General features: G+C 70.4%; 21 protein-coding genes and 2 pseudogenes. 9 read left to right on the forward strand and 14 right to left on the reverse strand.

The window, feature by feature from the left end:
- Window positions 1-128 precede the first annotated feature (128 nt).
- Window positions 129-197 (forward strand): annotated as a pseudogene (locus tag IPV10_RS17405) (hypothetical protein); the annotation flags it as partial.
- Window positions 198-254: 57 nt separating this feature from the next.
- On the opposite strand, the pseudogene IPV10_RS17410 reads toward IPV10_RS17405, so the two are convergent.
- Window positions 255-1,217 (reverse strand): annotated as a pseudogene (locus IPV10_RS17410) (DUF222 domain-containing protein); the annotation flags it as partial.
- On the opposite strand from IPV10_RS17410, the gene IPV10_RS13765 reads away from it, so the two are divergent.
- Window positions 1,191-1,628, forward strand: coding sequence for a hypothetical protein (locus IPV10_RS13765; RefSeq protein WP_207484764.1), 438 nt, complete (start codon window positions 1,191-1,193; stop codon window positions 1,626-1,628). The pseudogene IPV10_RS17410 and the gene IPV10_RS13765 sit on opposite strands and share 27 nt — an antisense overlap.
- A 12-nt stretch (window positions 1,629-1,640) precedes the next feature.
- On the opposite strand, the gene IPV10_RS13770 is transcribed toward IPV10_RS13765, so the two are convergent.
- The 5 genes from IPV10_RS13770 to IPV10_RS13790 form a co-directional block, all read right to left on the reverse strand.
- Window positions 1,641-3,029 carry a DUF6716 putative glycosyltransferase gene (locus IPV10_RS13770; RefSeq protein ID WP_207484765.1) on the reverse strand — a complete coding sequence of 463 codons (1,389 nt, stop codon included), beginning with the start codon at window positions 3,027-3,029 and terminating at the stop codon, window positions 1,641-1,643.
- Window positions 3,030-3,045: 16 nt separating this feature from the next.
- Complete coding sequence (locus IPV10_RS13775) at window positions 3,046-3,918, reverse strand: N-acetylneuraminate synthase family protein (RefSeq protein WP_207484767.1); 873 nt, start codon at window positions 3,916-3,918, stop codon at window positions 3,046-3,048.
- A gap of 83 nt (window positions 3,919-4,001) precedes the next feature.
- Entirely contained in the window at window positions 4,002-5,156 is a 1,155-nt protein-coding gene (locus IPV10_RS13780; protein WP_207484769.1) for an acylneuraminate cytidylyltransferase, read from the reverse strand.
- On the reverse strand, window positions 5,153-6,517 hold the full coding sequence (locus IPV10_RS13785; RefSeq protein ID WP_207484771.1) for a polysialyltransferase family glycosyltransferase: 1,365 nt from the start codon (window positions 6,515-6,517) through the stop codon (window positions 5,153-5,155). The genes IPV10_RS13780 and IPV10_RS13785 overlap by 4 nt, the downstream gene beginning before the upstream one ends.
- Complete coding sequence (locus IPV10_RS13790; RefSeq protein WP_207484773.1) at window positions 6,514-7,530, reverse strand: glycosyltransferase family 2 protein; 1,017 nt, start codon at window positions 7,528-7,530, stop codon at window positions 6,514-6,516. Before IPV10_RS13790 ends, IPV10_RS13785 begins: the two co-directional genes overlap by 4 nt.
- Before the next feature lie 122 nt (window positions 7,531-7,652).
- Between IPV10_RS13790 and IPV10_RS13795 the strand changes: the two genes are divergently transcribed.
- Both IPV10_RS13795 and IPV10_RS13800 read left to right on the forward strand, forming a co-directional pair.
- Window positions 7,653-8,555 carry a hypothetical protein gene (locus IPV10_RS13795; RefSeq protein WP_207484775.1) on the forward strand — a complete coding sequence of 301 codons (903 nt, stop codon included), beginning with the start codon at window positions 7,653-7,655 and terminating at the stop codon, window positions 8,553-8,555.
- 9 nt (window positions 8,556-8,564) lie between these two features.
- Complete coding sequence (locus tag IPV10_RS13800) at window positions 8,565-8,846, forward strand: DUF4229 domain-containing protein (RefSeq protein ID WP_207484777.1); 282 nt, start codon at window positions 8,565-8,567, stop codon at window positions 8,844-8,846.
- Window positions 8,847-8,868: 22 nt separating this feature from the next.
- Here IPV10_RS13800 and IPV10_RS13805 read toward each other — a convergent pair whose 3' ends face one another.
- From IPV10_RS13805 to IPV10_RS17355, 4 genes are read right to left on the reverse strand one after another with little or no spacing between them, the layout of a single operon-like run.
- The gene (locus IPV10_RS13805; protein WP_207484779.1) at window positions 8,869-9,834 is read right to left on the reverse strand and encodes a 1,4-dihydroxy-2-naphthoate polyprenyltransferase; all 966 of its coding nucleotides are present in this window, start codon (window positions 9,832-9,834) and stop codon (window positions 8,869-8,871) included.
- A 50-nt stretch (window positions 9,835-9,884) separates the two neighbouring features.
- Entirely contained in the window at window positions 9,885-10,529 is a 645-nt protein-coding gene (locus tag IPV10_RS13810; protein WP_207484782.1) for a dihydrofolate reductase family protein, read from the reverse strand.
- A 23-nt stretch (window positions 10,530-10,552) separates the two neighbouring features.
- Window positions 10,553-10,843 carry a DUF4287 domain-containing protein gene (locus IPV10_RS13815; protein WP_207484783.1) on the reverse strand — a complete coding sequence of 97 codons (291 nt, stop codon included), beginning with the start codon at window positions 10,841-10,843 and terminating at the stop codon, window positions 10,553-10,555.
- Between the two features lie 15 nt (window positions 10,844-10,858).
- The gene (locus IPV10_RS17355) at window positions 10,859-11,119 is read right to left on the reverse strand and encodes a cupin domain-containing protein (protein ID WP_307861141.1); all 261 of its coding nucleotides are present in this window, start codon (window positions 11,117-11,119) and stop codon (window positions 10,859-10,861) included.
- Between the two features lie 49 nt (window positions 11,120-11,168).
- On the opposite strand from IPV10_RS17355, the gene IPV10_RS13825 reads away from it, so the two are divergent.
- Window positions 11,169-12,122 (forward strand): DUF5937 family protein, encoded by a 954-nt coding sequence (locus tag IPV10_RS13825; RefSeq protein ID WP_242684989.1) that lies wholly within the window; start codon window positions 11,169-11,171, stop codon window positions 12,120-12,122.
- A gap of 1 nt (window position 12,123) precedes the next feature.
- Here the strand turns inward: IPV10_RS13825 and IPV10_RS13830 are convergent, their stop codons facing one another.
- Window positions 12,124-12,576: an Lrp/AsnC family transcriptional regulator gene (locus IPV10_RS13830; RefSeq protein ID WP_207484787.1), complete on the reverse strand. Its 453-nt coding sequence runs from the start codon at window positions 12,574-12,576 to the stop codon at window positions 12,124-12,126.
- A 70-nt stretch (window positions 12,577-12,646) separates the two neighbouring features.
- Here IPV10_RS13830 and IPV10_RS13835 point away from each other — a divergent pair, with 70 nt between their 5' ends.
- On the forward strand, window positions 12,647-14,077 hold the full coding sequence (locus IPV10_RS13835; protein WP_207484789.1) for a DUF6421 family protein: 1,431 nt from the start codon (window positions 12,647-12,649) through the stop codon (window positions 14,075-14,077).
- Window positions 14,078-14,154: 77 nt separating this feature from the next.
- Window positions 14,155-14,799: an SDR family oxidoreductase gene (locus IPV10_RS13840; protein ID WP_207484790.1), complete on the forward strand. Its 645-nt coding sequence runs from the start codon at window positions 14,155-14,157 to the stop codon at window positions 14,797-14,799.
- Window positions 14,800-14,986: 187 nt separating this feature from the next.
- Here IPV10_RS13840 and IPV10_RS13845 read toward each other — a convergent pair whose 3' ends face one another.
- Entirely contained in the window at window positions 14,987-16,468 is a 1,482-nt protein-coding gene (locus tag IPV10_RS13845; RefSeq protein ID WP_207484792.1) for an MFS transporter, read from the reverse strand.
- Between the two features lie 86 nt (window positions 16,469-16,554).
- Here IPV10_RS13845 and IPV10_RS13850 point away from each other — a divergent pair, with 86 nt between their 5' ends.
- On the forward strand, window positions 16,555-17,622 hold the full coding sequence (locus tag IPV10_RS13850) for a low specificity L-threonine aldolase (protein ID WP_207484793.1): 1,068 nt from the start codon (window positions 16,555-16,557) through the stop codon (window positions 17,620-17,622).
- Window positions 17,623-17,662: 40 nt separating this feature from the next.
- On the opposite strand, the gene IPV10_RS13855 is transcribed toward IPV10_RS13850, so the two are convergent.
- The gene (locus IPV10_RS13855) at window positions 17,663-18,268 is read right to left on the reverse strand and encodes a DUF4916 domain-containing protein (protein WP_207484794.1); all 606 of its coding nucleotides are present in this window, start codon (window positions 18,266-18,268) and stop codon (window positions 17,663-17,665) included.
- A 117-nt stretch (window positions 18,269-18,385) separates the two neighbouring features.
- Between IPV10_RS13855 and IPV10_RS13860 the strand changes: the two genes are divergently transcribed.
- Window positions 18,386-19,039: an alpha/beta hydrolase gene (locus tag IPV10_RS13860; RefSeq protein WP_207484795.1), complete on the forward strand. Its 654-nt coding sequence runs from the start codon at window positions 18,386-18,388 to the stop codon at window positions 19,037-19,039.
- Between the two features lie 6 nt (window positions 19,040-19,045).
- Here IPV10_RS13860 and IPV10_RS13865 read toward each other — a convergent pair whose 3' ends face one another.
- Window positions 19,046-20,320 carry an endonuclease/exonuclease/phosphatase family protein gene (locus IPV10_RS13865; protein WP_207484796.1) on the reverse strand — a complete coding sequence of 425 codons (1,275 nt, stop codon included), beginning with the start codon at window positions 20,318-20,320 and terminating at the stop codon, window positions 19,046-19,048.
- Window positions 20,321-20,685 lie beyond the last annotated feature (365 nt).

Consider the following 20,685-nt stretch of genomic DNA (forward strand, 5'->3'; position numbering starts at 1 on the left):
GTGCCTCCACGTTGCCTTGCTCGCGTGAGTGAGCGAATCGACCGACCAGACTTCGCTGGCTTGCACGGTGCCGATCAGTCTTGCATCCCGGCGATGCGGTTGATCGCATCTTTCGCTAGAGTCCGCTCGTGACGCCGAACCCCGTAACATGGCATCCAGACCCGACAGGGCGTCACGAGCGGCGTTATTGGGACGGGGTGGCCTGGACCGACCATGTTTGGACCGCGGGGCAGCAGAGCAAGGATGCGACGCGTGTCCCTTGCGTCCCGGTGCCGGTCCTCGAGCGGGCGGGGCTGGAACCGCTCCGCGACCCGCCTGGCCATCCGGCCCACCCGGTTCGGGGACTCCGTCTCCGCGAACCCGACCAGCTGCGCCGAGAACGCCTCCCGATCCGCCGGGTCGTCGAGGTAGGCGCCCGCGTCGAGGATCACCCGCACCTGCGCAGCGGTGATCCGCCCCGCACCCTGCGCCTGCCACAGCAGCGGGAACTGCTCCACCAGGAACGATGCTTCCGCCATCCGCCGCTGCACGGTCCGGTCCGACACCCGCAGCGCCGCCCCGAGCTCCGCGGCCACGGCACGCAGGGCAAGATCGGTGCCGTCCAGGCCGCGACCGTCAACACCGCGTCCGTCATCACGGCCGTCGGTGTCGCCCTGCCGGGCGATGTCCAACGCGAGCCTGGCCCCGACCGCGAGCATCCCATCCCGTGCGGCCTGCAACCGGCTGATCGTGCGCTCGATCTCCACCACCGAATCGGTGAGCGCACCCAACGCCCCCACCTGCTCGATCGTTGCATTCACCAGCGCCGCCATGACACCAGTACACCAGGGGCCACGGACATTCCCACCCCAGATCAGCGGCCGAAAACCACCCCGCAGTTCACAGGTCGATAACGAACGAAACGCGACCCCGAAACCGCCCTCCGAGACCGCGTTTCGTCCCACACCTCGCGCGCTGAATGTCCGATCTATGAGACATGTTTGAATCCTCACGAAGCGCGTCGAGGTCCTGATCGACGGATCGCCCATCGACTCACCGATAACGATCCTTTGCCGTGGGAAGTCAGAAACCAGCACAAGGCCGTCGCCGCTAACGTGCGTCAGAACCACCGAACGGCAGGGTTTCCGGCCGGAGTGTGGAGCGCGGCGGTCCCAAGATCGACTCAGCGGCTCAACCAGTAGGCTCACGGCATGGAATCGGCTCAGCCCTTCGACCATGCCGCATGGGCTGCGAACGAGCGAGCAACCAGGCGACGACGCGCGATGTGGACCACGCTCATCATCGCGGCGCTGCTGCTGGCATTGTTCTATGGTGGACGCGTCGCGTGGCTGTCCATGATGGCTACTGAGGGTGATGTCCCACCGGTGTCCTCGGTCCCGCTGCCGGAGGGCGCGGAGATTCTGGGCGATAGCGTCGGCTGCGGAAGCGGAGGATGCTCGGTGACCTTCACCGTGCGACCTCCCGCGGGGCAGTCCCCAGAAGCGCTTGCGGAAGAGATGGGCGCGACTCCGCAGATGTCGGTGCCGGGTACGTTCTGGGATCCTCGCACCGTCTGGGTGTCGGCGCGGCCAGCGGGCAGCGTCCTGAGCCTCGTCGTCGACTACTGGTCCACCGAGTGGGTTCCGTGAAGCCGACCGCGCTCAGCGTCGGATCGAGTCCTGGAACGGGTTCGGCTCGATCGTGTAATCGGTCGTCGCATCCGCCCAGGTCCCGCCGTCCGACGCCTCGCGTCGCCGGCGCAGGGCCGAGACGGCCTTGGAGGCCGGCGCTCCCGCCGCAAGGGCGAGAGTCCCGGTCAGCGTGCGGTCCTCGCGTCCGAGAACGCTCGCGCGATGCCAGGCCTCGTGCAGCGTCCCGCCGCGCGCCGAGGGCACCCTCCGCGCCGGGAGCGATCCCGCACGACGCAGCGCCACGAGCTGCTCGACCCGCTCCCACCACGTGGACTCCGCCTCGGGATGGAAGTAGTTGTCGCGCAGCCAGTCGGGATGCGGATGCCGGAACCGGCCGGACACGACCTCGCTCCGGCCGCCGAGGAGCCCGCTCCCCACGAACACCGTGTTCAGCAGGCTCTTGCTCACACCGAAGGAGTCGAGAGCGATCACAGGGACGCCCTGGGCCACCGCTTCGATCGCCGCCGTCGAGCTCACCGTGACCAGTCCCGCAGCCGTCTGCAGCGCCGTCGCCATCGAGTCGTACGACACGACGAGGTTCTCGGGTCTGCGACTCGGCAGCAGTTGCGTGTACGGATCGCGTTCGAGGTGCGTCTCCGACTCCCCCGGCCGGGCGCGCAGCTTCACCACGATGCGTCGGCCCGGGTCCGCCTCGGCCGCCCGCACGAGCGTCGCCGCGATCTCCGCCCGCTCCTCGCGTCCGACCGGCACGAGCGCCTGCGCGGCGAAGACCACGTCCTTCGCGGGCGGACGCACCGTGACCCGCGTCTCCGGTCGCTCGGCCACCGCGACGCCGCCGGCGCGGACGGCGAGTCCGGCCACCACGCCGGCGCGCTCGCGTGACAGCATCCGCTCCCCGGTGCGCGCGAAGGGCAGCGTGGCGAGCGCCGTCGACATGCGCACCCCGGTGCGGCGCCCGAGCTCGGCGAACGCGCGCTCCTCCCGGTGCGAATGCAGCACGAGCAGATCGGTGTACCTGCGGTAGTCCAGCGCCCCATGCTGAGCGGGGATCGCCATGCCGGGGAGCCCGGACACGGTGACCGGGCGATGCGACAGCGAATCGATCACGCGCCCCATCAGCCGCACGAACGGGCCGCGCCCGGCGAGCAGCACGACGTCCGGCCGCTGGGCTTCGAGCCACGGCCCGGTCTCGCCGAACACGATCCTCGAGACCGCAGACGGGTCGAGCCCCGCCCCCGCCAGCGCCGAGCGCTCCTGCGCGACGCTCGCGGTCAGCGGAGTGCGCACGACCAGCAGGTGCGGGCGGATGCCGGGCACGCCGCCGAGCAGCGACGCCGCCCACTTCACGAAGGAGTCGGCGTCGGCGATCGCGACGACGCGCAGGCCGTTTGCAGGCATCATGGACGGGTGCAGGTCACGCCGAGACGCGACGCAGCTTCGCCATCGGCGCCTGCTCGCTGTCGAACACGCGCTTGACACCGTCGCCGAGGGCCTTCTCGATCACGCGGATGTCGCGCACGAGGTGCTCGAGGCCGGTGGGCTCGAGGGATGCCGCGTGGTCGGATCCCCACATCGTGCGGTCGAGCGTGATGTGCCGCTCGACGGCGACGGCGCCCATGGCGACTGCGGCGAGGGAGATCTGCAGTCCGCGCTCGTGGCCCGAGTAGCCGACCGGGATTCCGGGGTACCGGTCGCGCAGCGACGGGATCACGCGCAGGTTGGCCTCCTCCGGCTCAAGCGGGTACGTCGAGGTGGCGTGCATGAGCACGACCCGGTCGGTGCCGAGGGTCTCGAGCGCGCGGTCCACCTGCTCGATGGTCGACATCCCGGTCGAGAGGATGACGGGCTTGCCGGTCTCGCGCAGCGCGACGAGCAACTCGGTGTCGGTGAGGCTCGCCGAGGCGACCTTGTGCGCGACCACGTTGAGGTCCTCGAGGAACTCGACGCTCGGCACGTCCCACGGCGAGGCGAACCAGTCGAGCCCCAGCATCGTGGCGTGATCGCCGATCTCGACGTACTCGTCACGCCCGAATTCGACGCGGCGACGGTACTCGAGGTAGCTCATGGTGCCCCACGGCGTCTCGCGCGGCACGTCGCGCATGTGCTCGGGGGTGGAGATCTCCGGCGTGCGCTTCTGGAACTTCACGGCATCAGCGCCGGCGCGCGCCGCGACGTCGATCAGGCGCTTCGCGATCGCGACGTCTCCGTTGTGGTTCAGGCCGATCTCGGCGATGACATACGCGGGGTGCCCGCCGCCGATCACCCGTGATCCGATGCTGACTGTCATGATTCCTCCGGTCGCCGATTGCCTTCTCTCCTGGGTACGCGCCGATTGTGAACGGCGCGCGACCGGAGGGTTACCGGCACCGGTCAGCCGGGCAACACCCGTTCGATCAGCTCCCGCACGGCCCCGCGTCCGCCCTCTCGGCGCAGCACGACCCTGGCCGCCTCGATCACGAGCGGGTGCGCGTTCGCGACGGCGACCGGCCAGCCGACGATCCGCATCGCCGGGAGGTCGTTGACGTCGTTCCCGAGGTAGGCGATGCTGTCGAGCTCGATGCCGTTGCCGGAGGCCCACGCGCGCAGCGCCGTCTCCTTGTCGTCGATGCCGTGCAGCACCGGGACGCGGAGCTTCTCGGCGCGGGCGCGCACGACCCCGTTCATCTCCGTGGAGAGGATGAGCATGGGCACGCCGGCGCGACGCAGCAGCGAGACGCCCATGCCGTCCTCCCGGCTCACTCGCACACGTTCGCGCCCGTCGGCGTCGATGATCGCCGTGTCGTCGGTGTGCACGCCGTCGAAGTCCGTGACGACCGCGGCGACGGGGATCCGCAGGGGCTGCTCGTGCAGGCTCGCGAGAGAGCGGGCGATCCGCAGCTGATGCTCGTCGTCGATCTCGATCGCGGTCCACTCCGGCACCTGCGCGATCCGGGTGCGCCCGAAGAAGCGGTGCCGGCTCTCCCGGAACCCCTCGGCGGAGAAGACGTAGAACGCGCCGGTCTCCAGGAAGTGCGGCTCCCGGTCCTGCCGCCGCGGGCGGAACGCCGCCTCGTGATTGATCGCCTCGGCGTCCCTCGCGCCGCCTTCGCGCCACAGGAAGCCGTAGGTCTCGTGCGCCGCGAACACGCTGTCCGCGCGCTCCGCGCGCACCTCTGCGACGGCATCCGCGAGAGCGTCCGACGGGATGAAGGGCGACGTCGCCTGCAGGAACGCGACCACCTCGAAGTCGTCGCCGCTGCGGGCGAGCTCGTCGAGGGCGTGCAGGACGGCGCTCTCCGACGTCGAGGTGTCGGCCGCGAGCTCGGCCGGACGGCGGACGACCCGCGCACCGGCCGCCGTGCTCACCGCGGCGATCTCCTCGTCGTCGGTGGAGACCACGACGAGGTCGATGCCGTCGGCATCCGCTGCGGCGCGGATCGCCCGCACGACCAGCGGCACGCCGCCGACCCGCTGCAGGTTCTTGCGCGGCACGCCCTTCGATCCGCCGCGCGCGGGGATGATCGCGACTGCCTTCGACCTGCTCATCGTCCTCTTATCGCCTTCCATGCTCGTCCGGCGCGGCGCCGCACGCCGTGCATCGTCAACCGCAGCTCCTCGATCCGTCCGACACCGCCGGCCGGACGCAGCGCCCGCTCGAGCACGCCGTCACCGGGAGCGCCAGGGAGGCGCAGCCGGCGCAGTCGCGCGGGAGTGAAGTACCGGTCGCGTTCGGCGGGATCCAACCCGTCGAGAAGCTCTTCGGCGCGGGCGCGGAGGTGACCCGCGATCACGGGCTGCATGACGTAGCCGACCGCGTCCACCAGCAGCTGCAGCCGGTCCGGAGACGCGTACGGCGACTCGCTCCTGGTGAGGGCGTCGACGATCGTGGCTGGCACCCGGTTGCTGTTCTCGTAGGGCTCGAGCCGCCGCAGCACGGCATCGGTCCCGGCCGCGCCGATCTCCCTCGCGCACAGGGTCCGCACCGTCGGCAGCGCGGTCGAGAAGCCCGCGACCACCGCCCGCACGTCCAGCCGCTCGGCGAGCAGCTCCGCGGCGAGCGCGCCACGGTACTCGACGAAATCCATGCCGAGCGACTCGGCCCGACGCCGCACGGCATCCGTGAGCATGGGAGGTGCCGACGGATGCGGCTTGAACACGATGCGCCGCGGCGACCACGCCGACGCCCGGTCGATCATCTCCGCCTGCAGCGCGAGCTCCTCCGCTGCCGTCATGAGCCCCAGCGCCGACAGGTACTGTCCGAGCACGAGCACGGTCGCCGTCCCGTCAGCGAGGGCTGCGGTGTCGTCCAGGACGCCCGGAGTGCCGGCATCCGCGGTCTCCTGCAGCACGGCGCGGAACAGCCCGGCGGGCACCGGCACCGGCGTCGCCGCCGGAGAGCCGACGAGCGGCCGCACCCCGGGAACGACGTCGGCGTACGCGACCCGGCCGATCCGGGCCGACACGGTGTGCGGCAGCGCCACACGCATCGGCGAATAGGTCATCAGACCGTCGCCGATGATCGTGATCCGCGCGTGCGGGAAGATCGTCATCAGCGTGCGCGCCGGCGCGACCTGCGGGCTCTGCACCAGCAACTCCAGGTCGCGCGGATCGAGGTTCCAGACCCGGGTGAGCAGGCGCTCGAGCAGCAGCAGGTCGGCCGAGTGCGGCTTCCAGGAGCTCGGATGCAGCGGTCCGATCAGCGCGTCGAGATCCTCGATCCGGTCGAACCGCGCTCGGAGTGTCCGCAGGGCCGGGTCGGCGGCGATGCCGACCGTGGTCTCCGGCACGCGGGAGGAGGTGAACGGCACGAGGATGCGCTCACCGCTCTCGCCGAGGAGCCCGCCGTCGACGGCCGCGGCGGCCGTGGCGAGTCCGTAGGCGCTGTGCAGCGCGAAGAGCTGGGTCATGCGGCCCTCCTCGTCTGGCCCGTCGTCCTCGTCTGGCCCGTCGTCCTCGTCTGGCGCAGGGTGCGCGCGAGCACGCGGCGGCGAGGGCCGTCTAGGTGGTCCAGCACACCCGAAAGCTCCGCGCCGGGAAGCCGGGCGAGCAGGTCGCGGATGCCGGCGCGCATCTCGGCGCGCAGCGCCGGGGTCATCCGCCGCGACCGCACGAGGTGGCGCGAGCTGAGCGCGAGCGTGGTCCACACCACCTTCGGAAGGAACCGCTCGGCCTCGGCATCCGCCTCGACGATCTCGATGACCTCGGTCATCGCGCGGGCGAAGTCGAGCTGCCGCCGATCGCGCACCTGCGTGAGCGAGGAGGACACGCCGCGCCGGTAGAGCAGCGCGGGGGCGTCGACCACGGCGAAGGACTCCGCCTGCAGATGCAGACGCCAGATCCACGGCCGGTCCTCCGCCGTGAACAGCCCGGGCGAGAACGCGGCCAGCCCCCGGTCGAGGAGGCGCCGGTGGAAGATCCCCGCCCAGGCGAACGGGTAGTCGACCATGGTGCGCTCGTTCGCAGGAAGGATCGCACCCCGCGGCGACCCCACCGTCTCGCGCCAGGGGTGCGGCGCTCGCACGAGCACGCGACGCGAGCCCGTCACCGTGACGTGGTCGGTGCGGAGGAAGTCGCAGCCGAGCTCGCGGAGACGCGCGGTGAGGACGTCGAGCCGTCGCGGCTGCATCCAGTCGTCGCCGTCCAGGAAGCAGAAGGCGTCTCCCTCGACGTGCGCGAGACCCTGGTTGCGTGCGTTCGCCAGCCCGCGGGGTTCCCGGTTCACGATGACCTCGGCGTGCGGGAAGCGCTCGGCGTACCGCCGCATCAGCGTGCCGGTGTCGTCGCGGGAGCCGTCGTCGATCGCGACGAGCTTCACGGCCGCGGGGTCGTCGAACTGCCGGGTGAGCGTCTCCAGCGTGGTGCCGATGAACGCGCCCGCGTCCTTGGCGGGAAGGATGACGGTGACGAGAGGTGTGCGCACGGAGCTCCCGGGGTCGGCTGGTGTCGGGCATGTTCTCAGGCGCGTCTTGCCGGTCGGGGACGCCGAGGTGAACGCGGGGTGTCCTGGTCCACCCTCGCGCCGGCATCGGCGACGATGGAGGGATGCTCTGGCCATTCGGATCGATCTGGCGCCCGATGCGGCGCACGAGCCGCGGCACGGTCGACCTCCGCTGGGTCACGGCGCGGTCGTGGACCACGAAGTGGTATCCGCAGGGCATCGACCTCGGAGAGCGGGACGGCCGCCGGACTCTCGCGGTGAGCTGGTTCCGGCAGGACCGCGCCCGCCGGCATCTGGCGTCGCGGGTCACATTCATCGATCTGGAGCGCTCCCGGCGGTTCGACGTGGCGCTCGCGATCGAGGACCCCGTGGGTGAGCTCGTGCCGGCGCAGATCCACGCCGGCGGTCTCGCCTGGTTCGAGGACCGGCTGTTCGTCGCGGCGACCGGCCAGGGCATCTGGGAGTTCGACCTCGCCGATCTGCGCCGTGTCACGGGACCTGACGCGCGTCGGCTCAGGGCCGCACGATGGCCGAGATCTCGGGCCCTGGCCGTCGTGCGCTCGCGCGTACACCCCGTGCCGCTGCGCTGCTCCTTCCTCGGCCGCGTCATCGACGTCGAGGGCGAGTCGCTGCCGCGGGTGCTGATCGGCGAGTACCTCGCGGACGATCGCGGCAGGATCGGCGAGTTCTCGATCCCGCAGGACTCGGACGGCCGCTTCGAGGAGACGGCGCGGTTCGTCCCCGGCATCCGCCACATGCAGGGTGCGGTGCGCTGGGGCGAGGAGTACTTCGTGTCGCAATCGGACGGCCTGCGCGACGGCGCCCTGTGGCACGGCCGCCGTGATGACCTGGCACGCTCGCCGATCCCGCTCCCCGTCGGCTGCGAGGACCTCGCCCTCGACCTCGAAGAGAACCTGCTGTGGTCGCTCGGCGAGCATCCGTGGCGACGCGTGGTGCGCGGCATCCCGTTCTCGCTGCTGGGAATCGGCACCGCCGGGCGAACGTAGACTGGACGGGTGAAGCCCGCACCTCTCCTCGTCTACACCGTGCTGCGGCTGCTGGCGTTCCTCGTCCCGCTCGCGATCATGTGGTTCTTCTTCCCGATCTTCCGGGAACTGTGGTGGCTGACGGCGATCTTCGCCGCGCTGATCGGAATGAGCATCTCGATGCTCTTCCTGCGCAGGCCCCTCACAGACGCATCGGCGCAGCTGCACGAGCGCCGTCAGGATCGGGTCTCGGGCAGTCAGTCCGACGCGGATGCCGAGGACGAGGCGATCGACGGCGGACCGAAGGCCTGAGCCCGCGAGCGACGGGCGAGCGTCAGCCGACGAACGCCCAGAACAGCGCGCCGGCGTACAGCAGTGCGGTCAGCGACGTCAGTGCGAGAGCCACGACGAGTTCACGCGGCTGCCGGTAGGTCCAGACGATCACGATCGCCGGAAGACCTGCGAGCAGGGCGAGCAGCGCGACCCAGGCGATCGGGAATGCGAGTGCGAGGAACGCGGCGATCCCGAACGGCGCGAGCACGAACATCGTGAACAGCGCCTGGGTCGCACGCCGGCCGATCAGCACGGTCAGAGTGCGCTTGCCGACCTCGCGGTCCTGATCGATGTCACGCAGGTTGTTGGCGAGCAGCACCGCGCACGCGAAGAGTCCTGCCGCGACGGCGCCGAGCCACGCCTGCTGCGGCAGCGCGAAGACCTGCACCCAGGTGGTGCCGAGGGTCGCGACGAGGCCGAAGAACACGAAGACGAAGACCTCGCCGAGCCCGAAATAGCCGTACGGGCGCTTGCCGCCCGTGTAGAACCACGCGGCGACGATGCAGGCGGCGCCGACCGCGAGCATCCACCACTGTCCCGTGCGGATCACGATCGCGAGTCCGACCACCGCGGCGAGCGCGAAGAAGACGAGGCCGATGATCAGCACCGTGCGCGGCTTCACCCGGCCGGAGGCGGTGAGCCGTGCGGGACCCACCCGGTGGGCGTCGGTGCCGCGGATGCCGTCGCTGTAGTCGTTCGTGAAGTTCACGCCGATCTGCAGCAGCACCGCGACCGCGAGGCAGGCCAGCGCGATCACCCAGTGGAACTCGGGGCCCGTGCTCCGTGCCGCGCCGGTGCCGATGACCACCGGGGCGACGGCCAGCGGAAGGGTGCGCAGTCGCGCCGCACCGATCCAGTCGCGGGGCGTGACCGGCCCCGCCTCGACGACGGGACGCCGCGCGGGATTGCCGCTCGTGCGTGCCGGGGTGCGGGTCGACTTCTTCTTGCGGTTCGAGGATGCTGCCACGCAGGAATCCTACTGGGCGCCGCGATGACGACCCACGCCCCGTCGCAGGGTCAGCGCCGCGTGAACGTCACATGGGTGACGCCGCTCTCGGCGACCTCGCTGCTGATGTCGTAGTCGTTCTCGAGTCCGCGCAGATCATCCCAGATGCGCTGACCGCGCCCGAGCACGATCGGCACCACCGCGAGGTGGAGGCGGTCGACGAGACGCGCCGCGATGAAGGAGCGCGCGACCTCGACGCCGCCCCCGACGCGCACGTCCTTGCCGCCCGCCGCCTCGGTCGCGCGCGCGAGCGCCTCCTCGGGTGTCGCGTCGAGGAAGTGGAAGGTCGTGCCGCCGCGCATCTCGATCGGCGGGCGGGGCGTGTGCGTGAGCACGAAGACCGGCGCGTGGAACGGAGGCTCATCGCCCCACCATCCGCGCCAGTCCTGGTCGTCGGGGTTCGCGTGCAGGCCGAACATCCCGGCTCCCATGATCTCGGCGCCGACGCCCTCGAAGTACCCGCTCGCGTACTTCTCGTCGACGCCGGTCGTGCCGGCGCCGGACGCGTCACCGAGCACCTTCTCGCGCATCGTGCGCGTGGCGGCATAGGCCGAGACCAAGCGCCCCCAGTCGTCGCCGAACGGGTTCTCCGGCGTCTGGTCGGTCGTCGACGCGAATCCGTCGAGTGAGATGTTCAGGTCGATGCGGACTGCCATGTTCGTGCTCCTCCGGTGTGCGGTCAGGGGTTCGGGTTGGTGTCTTTGCCGTCGAGCCACAGCGTGTCCGACTTGTCGCCGTGCGCTCCGGGCTTGCCGACGTGCTTGTCGCCGATCTTCGGCCCCTTGAGGATGACGTGCACCATCGCCTGCGCGTGGCCGTGACCGAGTGCGTAGTCCTGCTTGAGCCAGTTCAGGACCACGGTGGACTTCGTGTCCTGGTCGAAGCCCTGCTCTTTCGCGAGCTCGATGAACTGGCGAGGTGTGAGGCCGGTGAGTGTCTCGACCTTGTCGAGGTACGCCTGGAAGGACATCGTTTCTCCTGTCGGTCAGTTCTGGTCGATGAACGTCTGGATGATCGTGGCCGAGGCGTGGATGCCCATGATGCGCAGCATCCCGTCGCCGGCATTCGCGAAGCGGTGCGGCACGAACGCCGGGCCGGTGGCGGTGTCTCCGGCGCCGGCGAGGAACGTCTGCTGGCCGATCGTGATCCGGGCGGTGCCCTCGAGCACCACCCACGTCTCAGAGTACGGATGCCAGTGCAGCCCCGGGCCTTCGCCCTGCTGGTTCTCGACATAGAAGTACGACACGTCGGCGGCGTGCTCGGCGCCGACGAACCTGCGGCTGCGCCCCGTGCCGATGCGGATGTCGGCGGTGCGCTTCGGCGCCTCCCCCGGCCACGAGCTCGCCCACGCGGTGCGCGTGCTGCTGCGGCCCGAGCAGCATCCTCTGCAGTGGGGCTGGCTCAGGGCGGTGCGCGAGCGCCTGCCGCGGCAGAGCTTCTCGCTGCTCGCCGCCGTGATCGGCGACGACGGGTACCTGCCCGACTTCCTCACGGCCGCGCCGCACTGGGACATGACCCCGGATGCCGAGCTCGACGCGATGCGGACCGCCGACCTCGCCCCGATGCGAGTGGACTTCGGGAAGATGGTTCTGCGGTCGACCGGGTCACGACAGCAGGCCCTGCGAGACATGCAGGCGCACCCGGCAAGGGCCCGGCGCATGATCGCCGACGCGTGGTCGGAGGTGTGGGACGCGACCCTCGCGCCGGTCTGGCCGCAGCTCGAGCGGCTGCTGCGCGCCGACATCGCAGTGCGATCGCGCACGATCGCGACGTCCGGCATCGCGTCGATGGCCGCAGAGCTGCACCCGAAGGTCAGCTGGGGCGCGGGCGCCGTGCATGTCGCCATGCGCCGGCACAGCGAGGAGGTCGACTGCCGCGGCAGCGGGCTCGTGCTCGTTCCCTCCGTGATGTCGTCGTGGGGATGCATGGTCCTCACGGAGCCACCGGCCCAGCCGACGCTTTTCTATCCGGCCCGCGGCGTCACCGCGGGATGGGTGAGGGATGCGACCGAGCTCGCGGAGGCGCTCGGAGCGCTCCTCGGACCGGCGCGCGCAGGCATCCTGCTCGAGGCGGGAACGGCGCGCACCACCTCTCAGGTCGCGCGGGATGCGGGCATCGCGACGTCGACTGCGTCCCATCATCTGACCGTGCTCCGCGAGGCGGGCCTGATCGGCAGCGAGCGCGACGGCGCCAGTATGCTGCACCTGCGCACCCCGCTCGGTGAGGCGATGGTGGGGGCGGCGCTCTGAGTCAGTCGCCGAGGGGGATGATCGGGCGGTTCTCGTAGTACGTCTGCAGCACGACCGTGGTGCGGGTGCTCACGTTGGCGGCGAGCCGCACGTCGCGCACCAGGGACTCGAGAGCGCGCGGCGACGCCACCCGGACGAACAGCATGTAGCTCGCGTCGCCTGCGATGGAATGGCACGCCTCGATCGCCTCGAGGTGCTCGAGCAGCTCGGGTGCGTTGTCCGGCTGCGCCGGGTCGAGCGGGGTGATCTCGATGAACGCGGACAGCGGCGTTCCGGCCTGCTCCGGATCGAGGATCGCGCGGTAGCCGGTGATCACGCCACGCGTCTCCAGTCGCCGCAGACGCGACTGCACGGCGGAGACGGAGAGCCCGACGGCCTCGGACAGGTGCGCGAGCGTGGCGCGCCCGTCTCGGGAGATGGCGGTGAGGATCGCGCGGTCGACAGAATCGTCCATAGGTGGAATAATATCGGTTAGGTTCGGTTTCTGCCGGAATATTTCCACCACCTCACGATCGGAGGGTCCGATGTCCATCATCACCAGCAAGTCCCAGGCCATCATCGGCGAGCCCGAGGTCGTCGAGGATGCAGCGACCGTGGAGACCTCCGCCGCCTGGGCGCAGCTCAAGGACGCCGCGATCGCGATCCGCGAGCTTCAGGTCAAGGACGGCTCGATCCCGGACGCAGCGCACCACGACAAGGCCCGCGAGCTCGTCGCCGCGATCACCGCCGGCATCCGCGCCCTGGCTCCTGCCTTCCCGCACGACGCCGAGTACCTCGACGCCTCGATCGTCGACTTCGACCGCTGGGCGGACTCGGGCTTCGCCGAGCCGGACTTCCTCGACTCGCTGAACGCCTTCCAGCCGCAGCAGCACCGCATCGACGGCATCCGCCATCTGGTCGTGTTCCCGATGTACACGCAGAACGGCTCGAGCGACCGCCTCGTCGAGGCGCTCATCGTCGAGACGATCTGGCCGGAGTTCATCGCGGCCCTCGAGGCCGGCGACTACGGCAACAAGCTGTTCGTCTCGCTGCGCCTGGTCGACTTCACGCCCGGCTACGACACGAACTCCGCCGTGCTCTTCCCGGAGACCGTCGCGATGCGTGAGATCCCGTCCTTCACCTGGGGTGCGATCTTCCAGGACCGCGAGGCCGCCCGCTACCGCCGGGTCGTCCGCGCGGCATCCGAGATCACCAACCTCGATCTGCCAGAGCGCGCCGCGGCGATGCTCGACGACCAGGCGCTCACCGAGCGCGCCTTCGTGATGTGGGACATCATCCACGACCGCACGCACATGCGCGGCGATCTGCCGTTCGACCCGTTCATGATCAAGCAGCGGATGCCGTTCTTCCTGTACTCCCTCGAGGAGATGCGCTGCGACATGACCGCGTTCCGCGAGTCGGTGAAGATCCAGCGCTCGCTGACCGCACGCGTCGAGGCCGGCGAGGAGCTCACCTCGGGCGAGCAGGAGATGCTCGAGCACGCACCGCTCGTGCAGTACGCCGTGATCTTCGACCGGATCTTCCGGTTCGCCATCACCGGCAACCGCACGCGCAACTACGACGCGGTCGGCGGCCAGCTGCTGTTCGCCTGGCTGCACCAGCGCGGCGTGCTGCACTGGACCGACACGGCGCTCGCATTCGACTGGGCGAACGTCCCCGACGCGGTCGTCGCGCTCGGGGATGCGATCGACGACCTGTACTGGCACTCGATCGACCGCCCGAAGACCGCCCACTGGCTGGCGGCCTACGAGCTCGTCCGCGGCACGCTCACCCCGCACCCGGCGTCGCAGTGGGCACGCGGGCTGCCGGACGAGATCCTCGCCGGTGCACCCAAGGGCTACACCGACGCCGTGATGGACGACGAGTTCCCCCTGTCGATGTTCTTCGAGACCCTCGACAAGAAGATGAAGCCGGTCATCGAGTCGACCGTGGGCATCCGCGGCACCGACCGGTGAACAGGCGCCGATAACTGACGGACCGCGCGACGATGGACGGGAGGATCCTCCCGTCCATCCGCGTATGAGGAGTACACATGAGCGCGAACAGCCGAACCATCCTGCTCGCGGGCGCCACCAGCGCCTCCGGGTTCGCCGTCGCCTCCGCGCTGATCGCCGCCGGCGCTCGGGTCGTCGCGACCGGCCGCTCGGAGTCGCGGCTCGAGCCGCTGCGCGACCTCGGAGCCGAGGTCGAGGTGGCGGATGCGACCTCGCTGTCATCGATGAACGAGCTGGCCGCTCGTCTCGGCGCGGTGGACGCGGTCGTCTCGCTGGTCGGCGGCTGGCGCGGCGGCGGCGGGCTCGCCGGACAGACGGACGACGACTTCCGAGCGCTGCTGCCTGCCCTCGAGGCGGTGCGTGCGACGAGCCGCGCGTTCGACGGCGCGCTGCGGGCCTCGGAAGCAGGACGCTTCGCGATCGTCTCGTCGACGGCGGTGGCCCGGCCGCTGGCGGGCGGCGCGAACTATGCCGCGGTGAAGGCCGCGAGCGAGGCATGGGCGCGTGCGGTCGCACAGGGTTTCGCCAAGGCGGCACGGGATGCCGAGGAGCCGCTGCGCGCGGCATCCGTCGTGTTCCGGGCGAAGGCCCTCGGGCCCGAGTCGCTCGCATCCGCGGTCCTGGGGCTGTGGGATGCGGATGCCGCCGAGCTGAACGACCGGATCATCGACCTCGAGCCCTGAATCCGACCAGCCGCGCGCGATGCGGCGGCTCAAATCGCCCGACGCCGCGCCGTGTCCTGACGCTTCGCGCTGCTGAAATCGCCCCGCGCTGCAGGATTATCTGCAGCGCGAACCGGGAATGACAGCGCGAGCACGGGAATGACAGCGCGAGGCGTCGAGGCGACCCCGCTGGGTCCCGGATGCGAACTCAGCGCCTCGGTTCCGGGAAGTCCGGCGCCTGACCGCGTACCGGCGGCGGCGCCTCGAACACGCGAGGCCTGTCCGCCGCGGCATCCGTCGCCTGCTCACCCGCCTGCACGTCACCCGCCTGTGCCTCATCAGGCTCGCCGGTCTCGGCGCCCTCGCCGACCTCCTGGGCAGGGGCGTGCGCGTACAGGTCGGTCAGCTGACGGTAGGAGCGCGTGAAGAACGCCAGCAGCGCCGCGACGACCATGATCAGCCCCGCGAAGAAGCAGATCAGAGCGATGCCGCGGGCCTCGCCCTCGCCGAGCAGCCAGCCCCATTGCCGCTGCCCGTCTGCGGTGCTCATGTACGGGATGATCAGGAACTCGGCGATCGGGGCGATCAGGAAGGCGGTGACGGGAGCCGCCGCGGCCTCCATCGCGGCCGCGACGCCGAACACCCGCCCCTGCCGCGTGAACGGGACGACCTTCTGGATGATCGTCTGCTCGGCGGCTTCGATGGGCGGGATCAGCACCATGTACAGCCACATGCCGACGACGTAGAGGGGCCACCACTCGCGCAGCATGAAGACCGAGCCGAGCAGCCCCATCACGATGACGATGGCGAGCAGCGTGCGCATCGGCTTCTCCCCGAGGCCGAACTTCGCCACCAGGCCGCCTCCGATCAGGAAGCCGGTCGAGGCGAACGCGAGCGCGAACCCCCACATCTGCGCATCGAACAGGGTCAGTCCGTACGGGTCCATGAGCGCCATGTAGACGCCGCCGATGAGGTTGTTGAACGTCGAGAAGATGATCAGCGCGAACAGGCCGGGCGCCTGGCGGATCGCGGTCACGCTGCCGCGGAAGTCGAGAGCGCTCGACGCGTTCGGATCGGGCTCCGGCATGCCCTCCGGGATGCGGATGAACAGCAGGTGCGCGAACGTCAGCGCCATCGCGACGATCGCGATCGCGAGGGTCCATCCCATGCCGAGGAAGCCGATCGACAAGCCGGAGAAGACGCTCGTCACCAGGAACGCGAGCCCCTGCACCGTGCCGACGAGCCCGTTGGCGTTGGCCCGCTTCTCCTCCTCGACCAGCAGCGTCACGGTCGTGGACAGCGCGATGTTGCGCAGCTGCTCGATCACGCCGCCGAACAGGATCACGCCCGAGAACAGCCAGAACCACGGCCCGCCGAGATCAAGCAGCGACGCCTCCGGCTGCGACAGGTACAGCGCCCCGGCGACGAGGAACGCGCCGGCCGAGATGAGGCTCGAGAGCACCATCACGGTGTGCTTGCGGTGCCGGTCGACGATCGTGCCGAACACCATCGCGAAGAAGGCGACGAGCAGCATGTACGCGCCGCCGATGATGCCGGTGGCGAGCACCGACTGCGTCTCGATGTACACCCAGAACGTCAGGGCGAACCAGAGGAAGCTCGTCGTCACATTGGCGATGAGCGTGTTGATGAGGACATTCGCGAAGGCGGTCTTCGCCGCGGTGCGTTCCATGCGATCGAGGGTAGGACGGACCGCCGACGTCCGGAACCCCCACGGCCGCGGAGGTCCGGCGTCCGCCCGCCGAATAGACTCGTGCAGTGAGCATTCAGCATGATCCCGCCGTGCGCGGATTCGCCAGCGACAACTATTCCGGCATCCATCCCGAGGTCCTCGAGGCCATCGCCCGCGCCAACGGCGGCCACCAGGTGGCCTATGGCGAGGACGCCTACACCGCGCGTCTGCAGGAGGTCTTCCAGGCGCACTTCGGCGAGGGCGTCGAAGCCTTCCCCGTCTTCAACGGCACCGGGGCCAACGTCACCGGCCTGCAGTCGATGCTCCCGCGCTGGGGCGCCGTGATCTCTGCCTCCACCGCGCACATCAACGTCGACGAGGGCGGCGCTCCCGAGAAGATCGGCGGCTTCAAGCTGCTGACCGTCCCGACCGAGGACGGCAAGCTCACCCCCGAGCTCATCGACCGCGAGGCCTGGGGCTGGGGCGACGAGCACCGCGCGCAGCCGCTGGTGGTCTCGATCACCCAGTCGACGGAGCTCGGCACGCTGTACACGGCCGACGAGATCCGCGCCATCGCCGATCACGCGCATGAGCGCGGCATGAAGGTGCACCTCGACGGCGCCCGCATCTCGAACGCTGCCGCCGCGCTCGACCTGCCGCTGCGCGCCTTCACCCGCGACGCCGGGGTCGATGTGCTCAGCTTCGGCGGCACCAAGAACGGCGCGATGCTCGGCGAGGCGATCGTGGTGCTCGACCCCGCGGCATCCGAGGGCCTGAAGTACCTGCGCAAGTTCAACATGCAGCTCTCCTCGAAGATGCGCTTCGTCTCGGCGCAGCTGATCGCGCTGCTCGAGGGCGACCTCTGGCTGCGGAACGCCCGTCACGCGAACGCGATGGCCCAGCGGCTGCGCGGCGAGATCGAGGCGGGCATCGCAGACGGCTCGATCAGCGGCGTCTCGTTCAGCCAGCCGACGCAGTCCAACGGCGTGTTCGCCACGGTCCCGGACGGCGTCGCCGACGCACTGCGCGAGTCGTTCCGCTTCTACGACTGGGATGCCGCGCGCAACGAGGTCCGCTGGATGTGCGGCTTCGACACCCAGGAGGCCGACGTCGACGCGTTCGTCGCGGAGCTGGCGCGGCTCACCTCGGCCTGAGCATCCGTCGTCGCCGCCGACGCCCCACCCGCGAGGGTTCTCAGCGGAGCAGCCCGAGATTCGCGAGCGCCAGGCGGATGAGCGTGCCGCGGCCGCCCTCCATCTCGGCGGAGACGGCGTCGGATCCGGCTTCCTCCGGCGTGAACCAGGTGACCTCGAGCGCGTCCTGGCGCGGCTCGCAGGTGCCGGTCACCGGCACCACGAACGCGAGGGACACGGCGTGCTGCCGGTCGTCGTGATAGGCGCTGACGCCGGGGATCGGGAAGTACTCGGCCACCGTGAACGGCAGCGGCTGCGGCGGCAGCAGAGGGAACGCCATCGGCCCGAGGTCGTTCTCGACGTGCCGGAAGAGGGCGTCGCGGATCGTCTCGCCGAACCGCACCCGCCCCGACACGATGGTGCGGGTCATCTCCCCCATCGGGGTGGAGCGCAGCAGGATGCCGAGCTCCGTCACCTGCCCCGACCCGTCGGTGCGCACCGGGATCGCCTCGACGTAGAGCATCGGCAGCCGGCGGCGGGCCTCTTCGAGCTCGAAGTCGGTGAGCCAGCCGGGATTCCCGCTCGGCGCCGGCGGCTGCGCATCGCCGAAACCGCCGAGACCTGCGTCTTCGGGCTCCGGATCGGGATCAGGTGTGCGGACCGCCATGTGTCCTTTCTACCAGCCGCACCCGATCCCCGACACCGGCTCGGGTGTGTCGGGGCCGGTGCCATTCCGGGGCGAGGGGACGGTCACGGTGTCGGCATCCGCTGGCAGGATGAGAGTGTGAGCGAGGACCTGACGATCGACGACGCCGCCACGAGGTGGTCACACGACGAGCGCGAGCGGATGCCGCTGCTGGTGCTCCTGCACGGCTACGGCGCCGACGAGCACGACCTGTTCGGGCTGACCCGGTACCTGCCGGAGGGCATCGCCGTGGCATCCGTGGCCGGCCCTCTGACTCCCCCGTGGCCGATGCCGGGGCGCTCGTGGTACCCGATCGAGGGGCTCGACGGCCGCAGCCCTGCGGCCGTGACGACCGCGGCCGAGGCGCTGCTGCGCTGGGTCGACGTCGCCGCAGCCGGCGCCCCGTCGGTGGCGCTCCTCGGCTTCTCGCAGGGTGCCGCCGTCGCGCTCCAGGCGATGCGCCTCGCACCGGAGCGGTTCGGCGCCGTGGTGGCGCTGAGCGGGTACTCGGCCGCCGGCGAGCTGCCGAACGACGAGTCCCTGACCGAACTGCGACCGCACGTCTTCTGGGGGCGGGGCACGCACGACGACGTGATCCCGCCCGCTCTGGTCGACCACACCGCGCAGTGGCTCCCCGAGCACAGCGACCTCACCGGTCGCGTGTACCCGGGGCTGACGCACAGCATCTCGGAGGACGAGCTCCTCGACGTCCGCGCGTTCCTCACCAGGTGGATCGAGAACCTGCCCGCCTGAACCGGATCAGCGCTTGGGGCCCGGCACATCCGCGTCGACCCACACCAGCCGGTGGTCGCTCGACGGGAACGGGTAGGTGCCGGTCAGCGCCGACAGCGGGTCGGCCGACGCAGGCCAGAACACCCCGGAGTCGATGATGCGGATCTGCCGGCTCGGCAGCACGTAGTCGACGCGAAGGTTTCCCGGAGGCTCGGAGAAGTCAGCGGTGTCCTCGGCCGCGTCACCCTCGTGCCCGGTGTTCACGCCGCCCTGCAGCGCCGAGGCCTCGACCGCACCGTCGCTGGTCGGCACCGATTTCGTGTTGACACGCGGATGCTCGAGAAGCTGGTCGATCGCGCCCGCCGTCGAGTCGCCGTCGTTCGGGTCGGCGTTCTGGTCACCGGCGATGACGAACAGCGATCCGCCCTTCAGCCCGCCGGCGCGGCCGTCGTCGTCGGTGATGTAGCCGGCGGTGCTGCCACCGGAGATGTAATCGGCCCAGAACCGGATCTCGTCGTGGTTGCGGGTGCCGTTGCGGTCCTCTGCTCCGTCGAACGTCGGCGGAGTCGGGTGGGAGACGAGGAAGTGCACGGTCTTGTTCTTCGACACCGCGATCGGCACATCCCAGTGCGACTTGCTCGAGAGCGGGAACTCGGCGAGCTCCTCCGGGGAGTACCAGTCGCCCGGCGCGTCCGTGGCGGAGTCGTCCGGCAGCAGGGCTCCGGGCATGTCGGCCCAGCGGAAGTGCTGGAACGTGCGGATCGCGTCTTCGTCGATCGGGAGCTTCGAGTACACGGCCATGCCGTACTGACCGGGGAAGAGCCCGAACCCCCAGGCGTCGTCACCGCCGTCGACCGTGCCGTTATCGTTCAGGTCGAAGCCGCTGGGCACGCCGGTGTTCACCGGCGCGGTGTACCGGTACGGATACTCGACGGCCTCGGCATCCCCGTGCGGCACCGCGAGGTAGTTGTCATGGAAGAGGCGCAGCGCCTCGCCATCGGCGTCGTAGTCGAACTCGTTGATGAGCAGCACGTCGGGGTTCGCCCGCTGGATGATCTCGGCGACGGCATCCGCCTGCGCGTTTCCCGGCGCGGACAGATCGCTGACGAGCGCACCCTCGGTGCCGCGGTTCAGCGAGGCGTTGAACGTGGCGAATCGCACGTCTCCCACGCTAGCGGCGGAGGGCGCCGGCGACGAGGGCTGGTCGGCCAGCGCCGGAGCGGCTGTGGCCGTCGTGGCGGCGGTGAGGAGCAGTGCGGCGGCGATCCCGGCGATGCGGGCGCGGCGATGCGTTCTGATCATGGAGGCACTGTAGCCCCGGGAGGTGACGCCAGGGTGAACGATGCGCAATCCGTCGGATGCGCGATGGGTCGATGCATCCGGGGTTGCGAACCCCGACACGCCCGGGTATCGTCATGGAGTCCTATCCGCCGTGTCTGGAAGTCAATTGATCTGATCCGTCGCCTCCGCGCTCCTCTTTCCGCGCGCTGACCCCGACGATCGCCGACTCCACGGCCGCCCTTCGACACGCTCAGAGACCCATTCGGTCCGAGCGCCCTCGTGGCCCCGCCGCAGGCCCGGTGTCAGTGCACCCCACGCACTCGACAGGAGACACCATGTCAACCCCCACCCTTCACGCCCCCGTCACGCTCGACCGTCTCACCTTC

Origin of the sequence: Microbacterium sp. SD291, from assembly GCF_017355365.1 — a bacterium.
Taxonomy (GTDB): domain Bacteria; phylum Actinomycetota; class Actinomycetes; order Actinomycetales; family Microbacteriaceae; genus Microbacterium.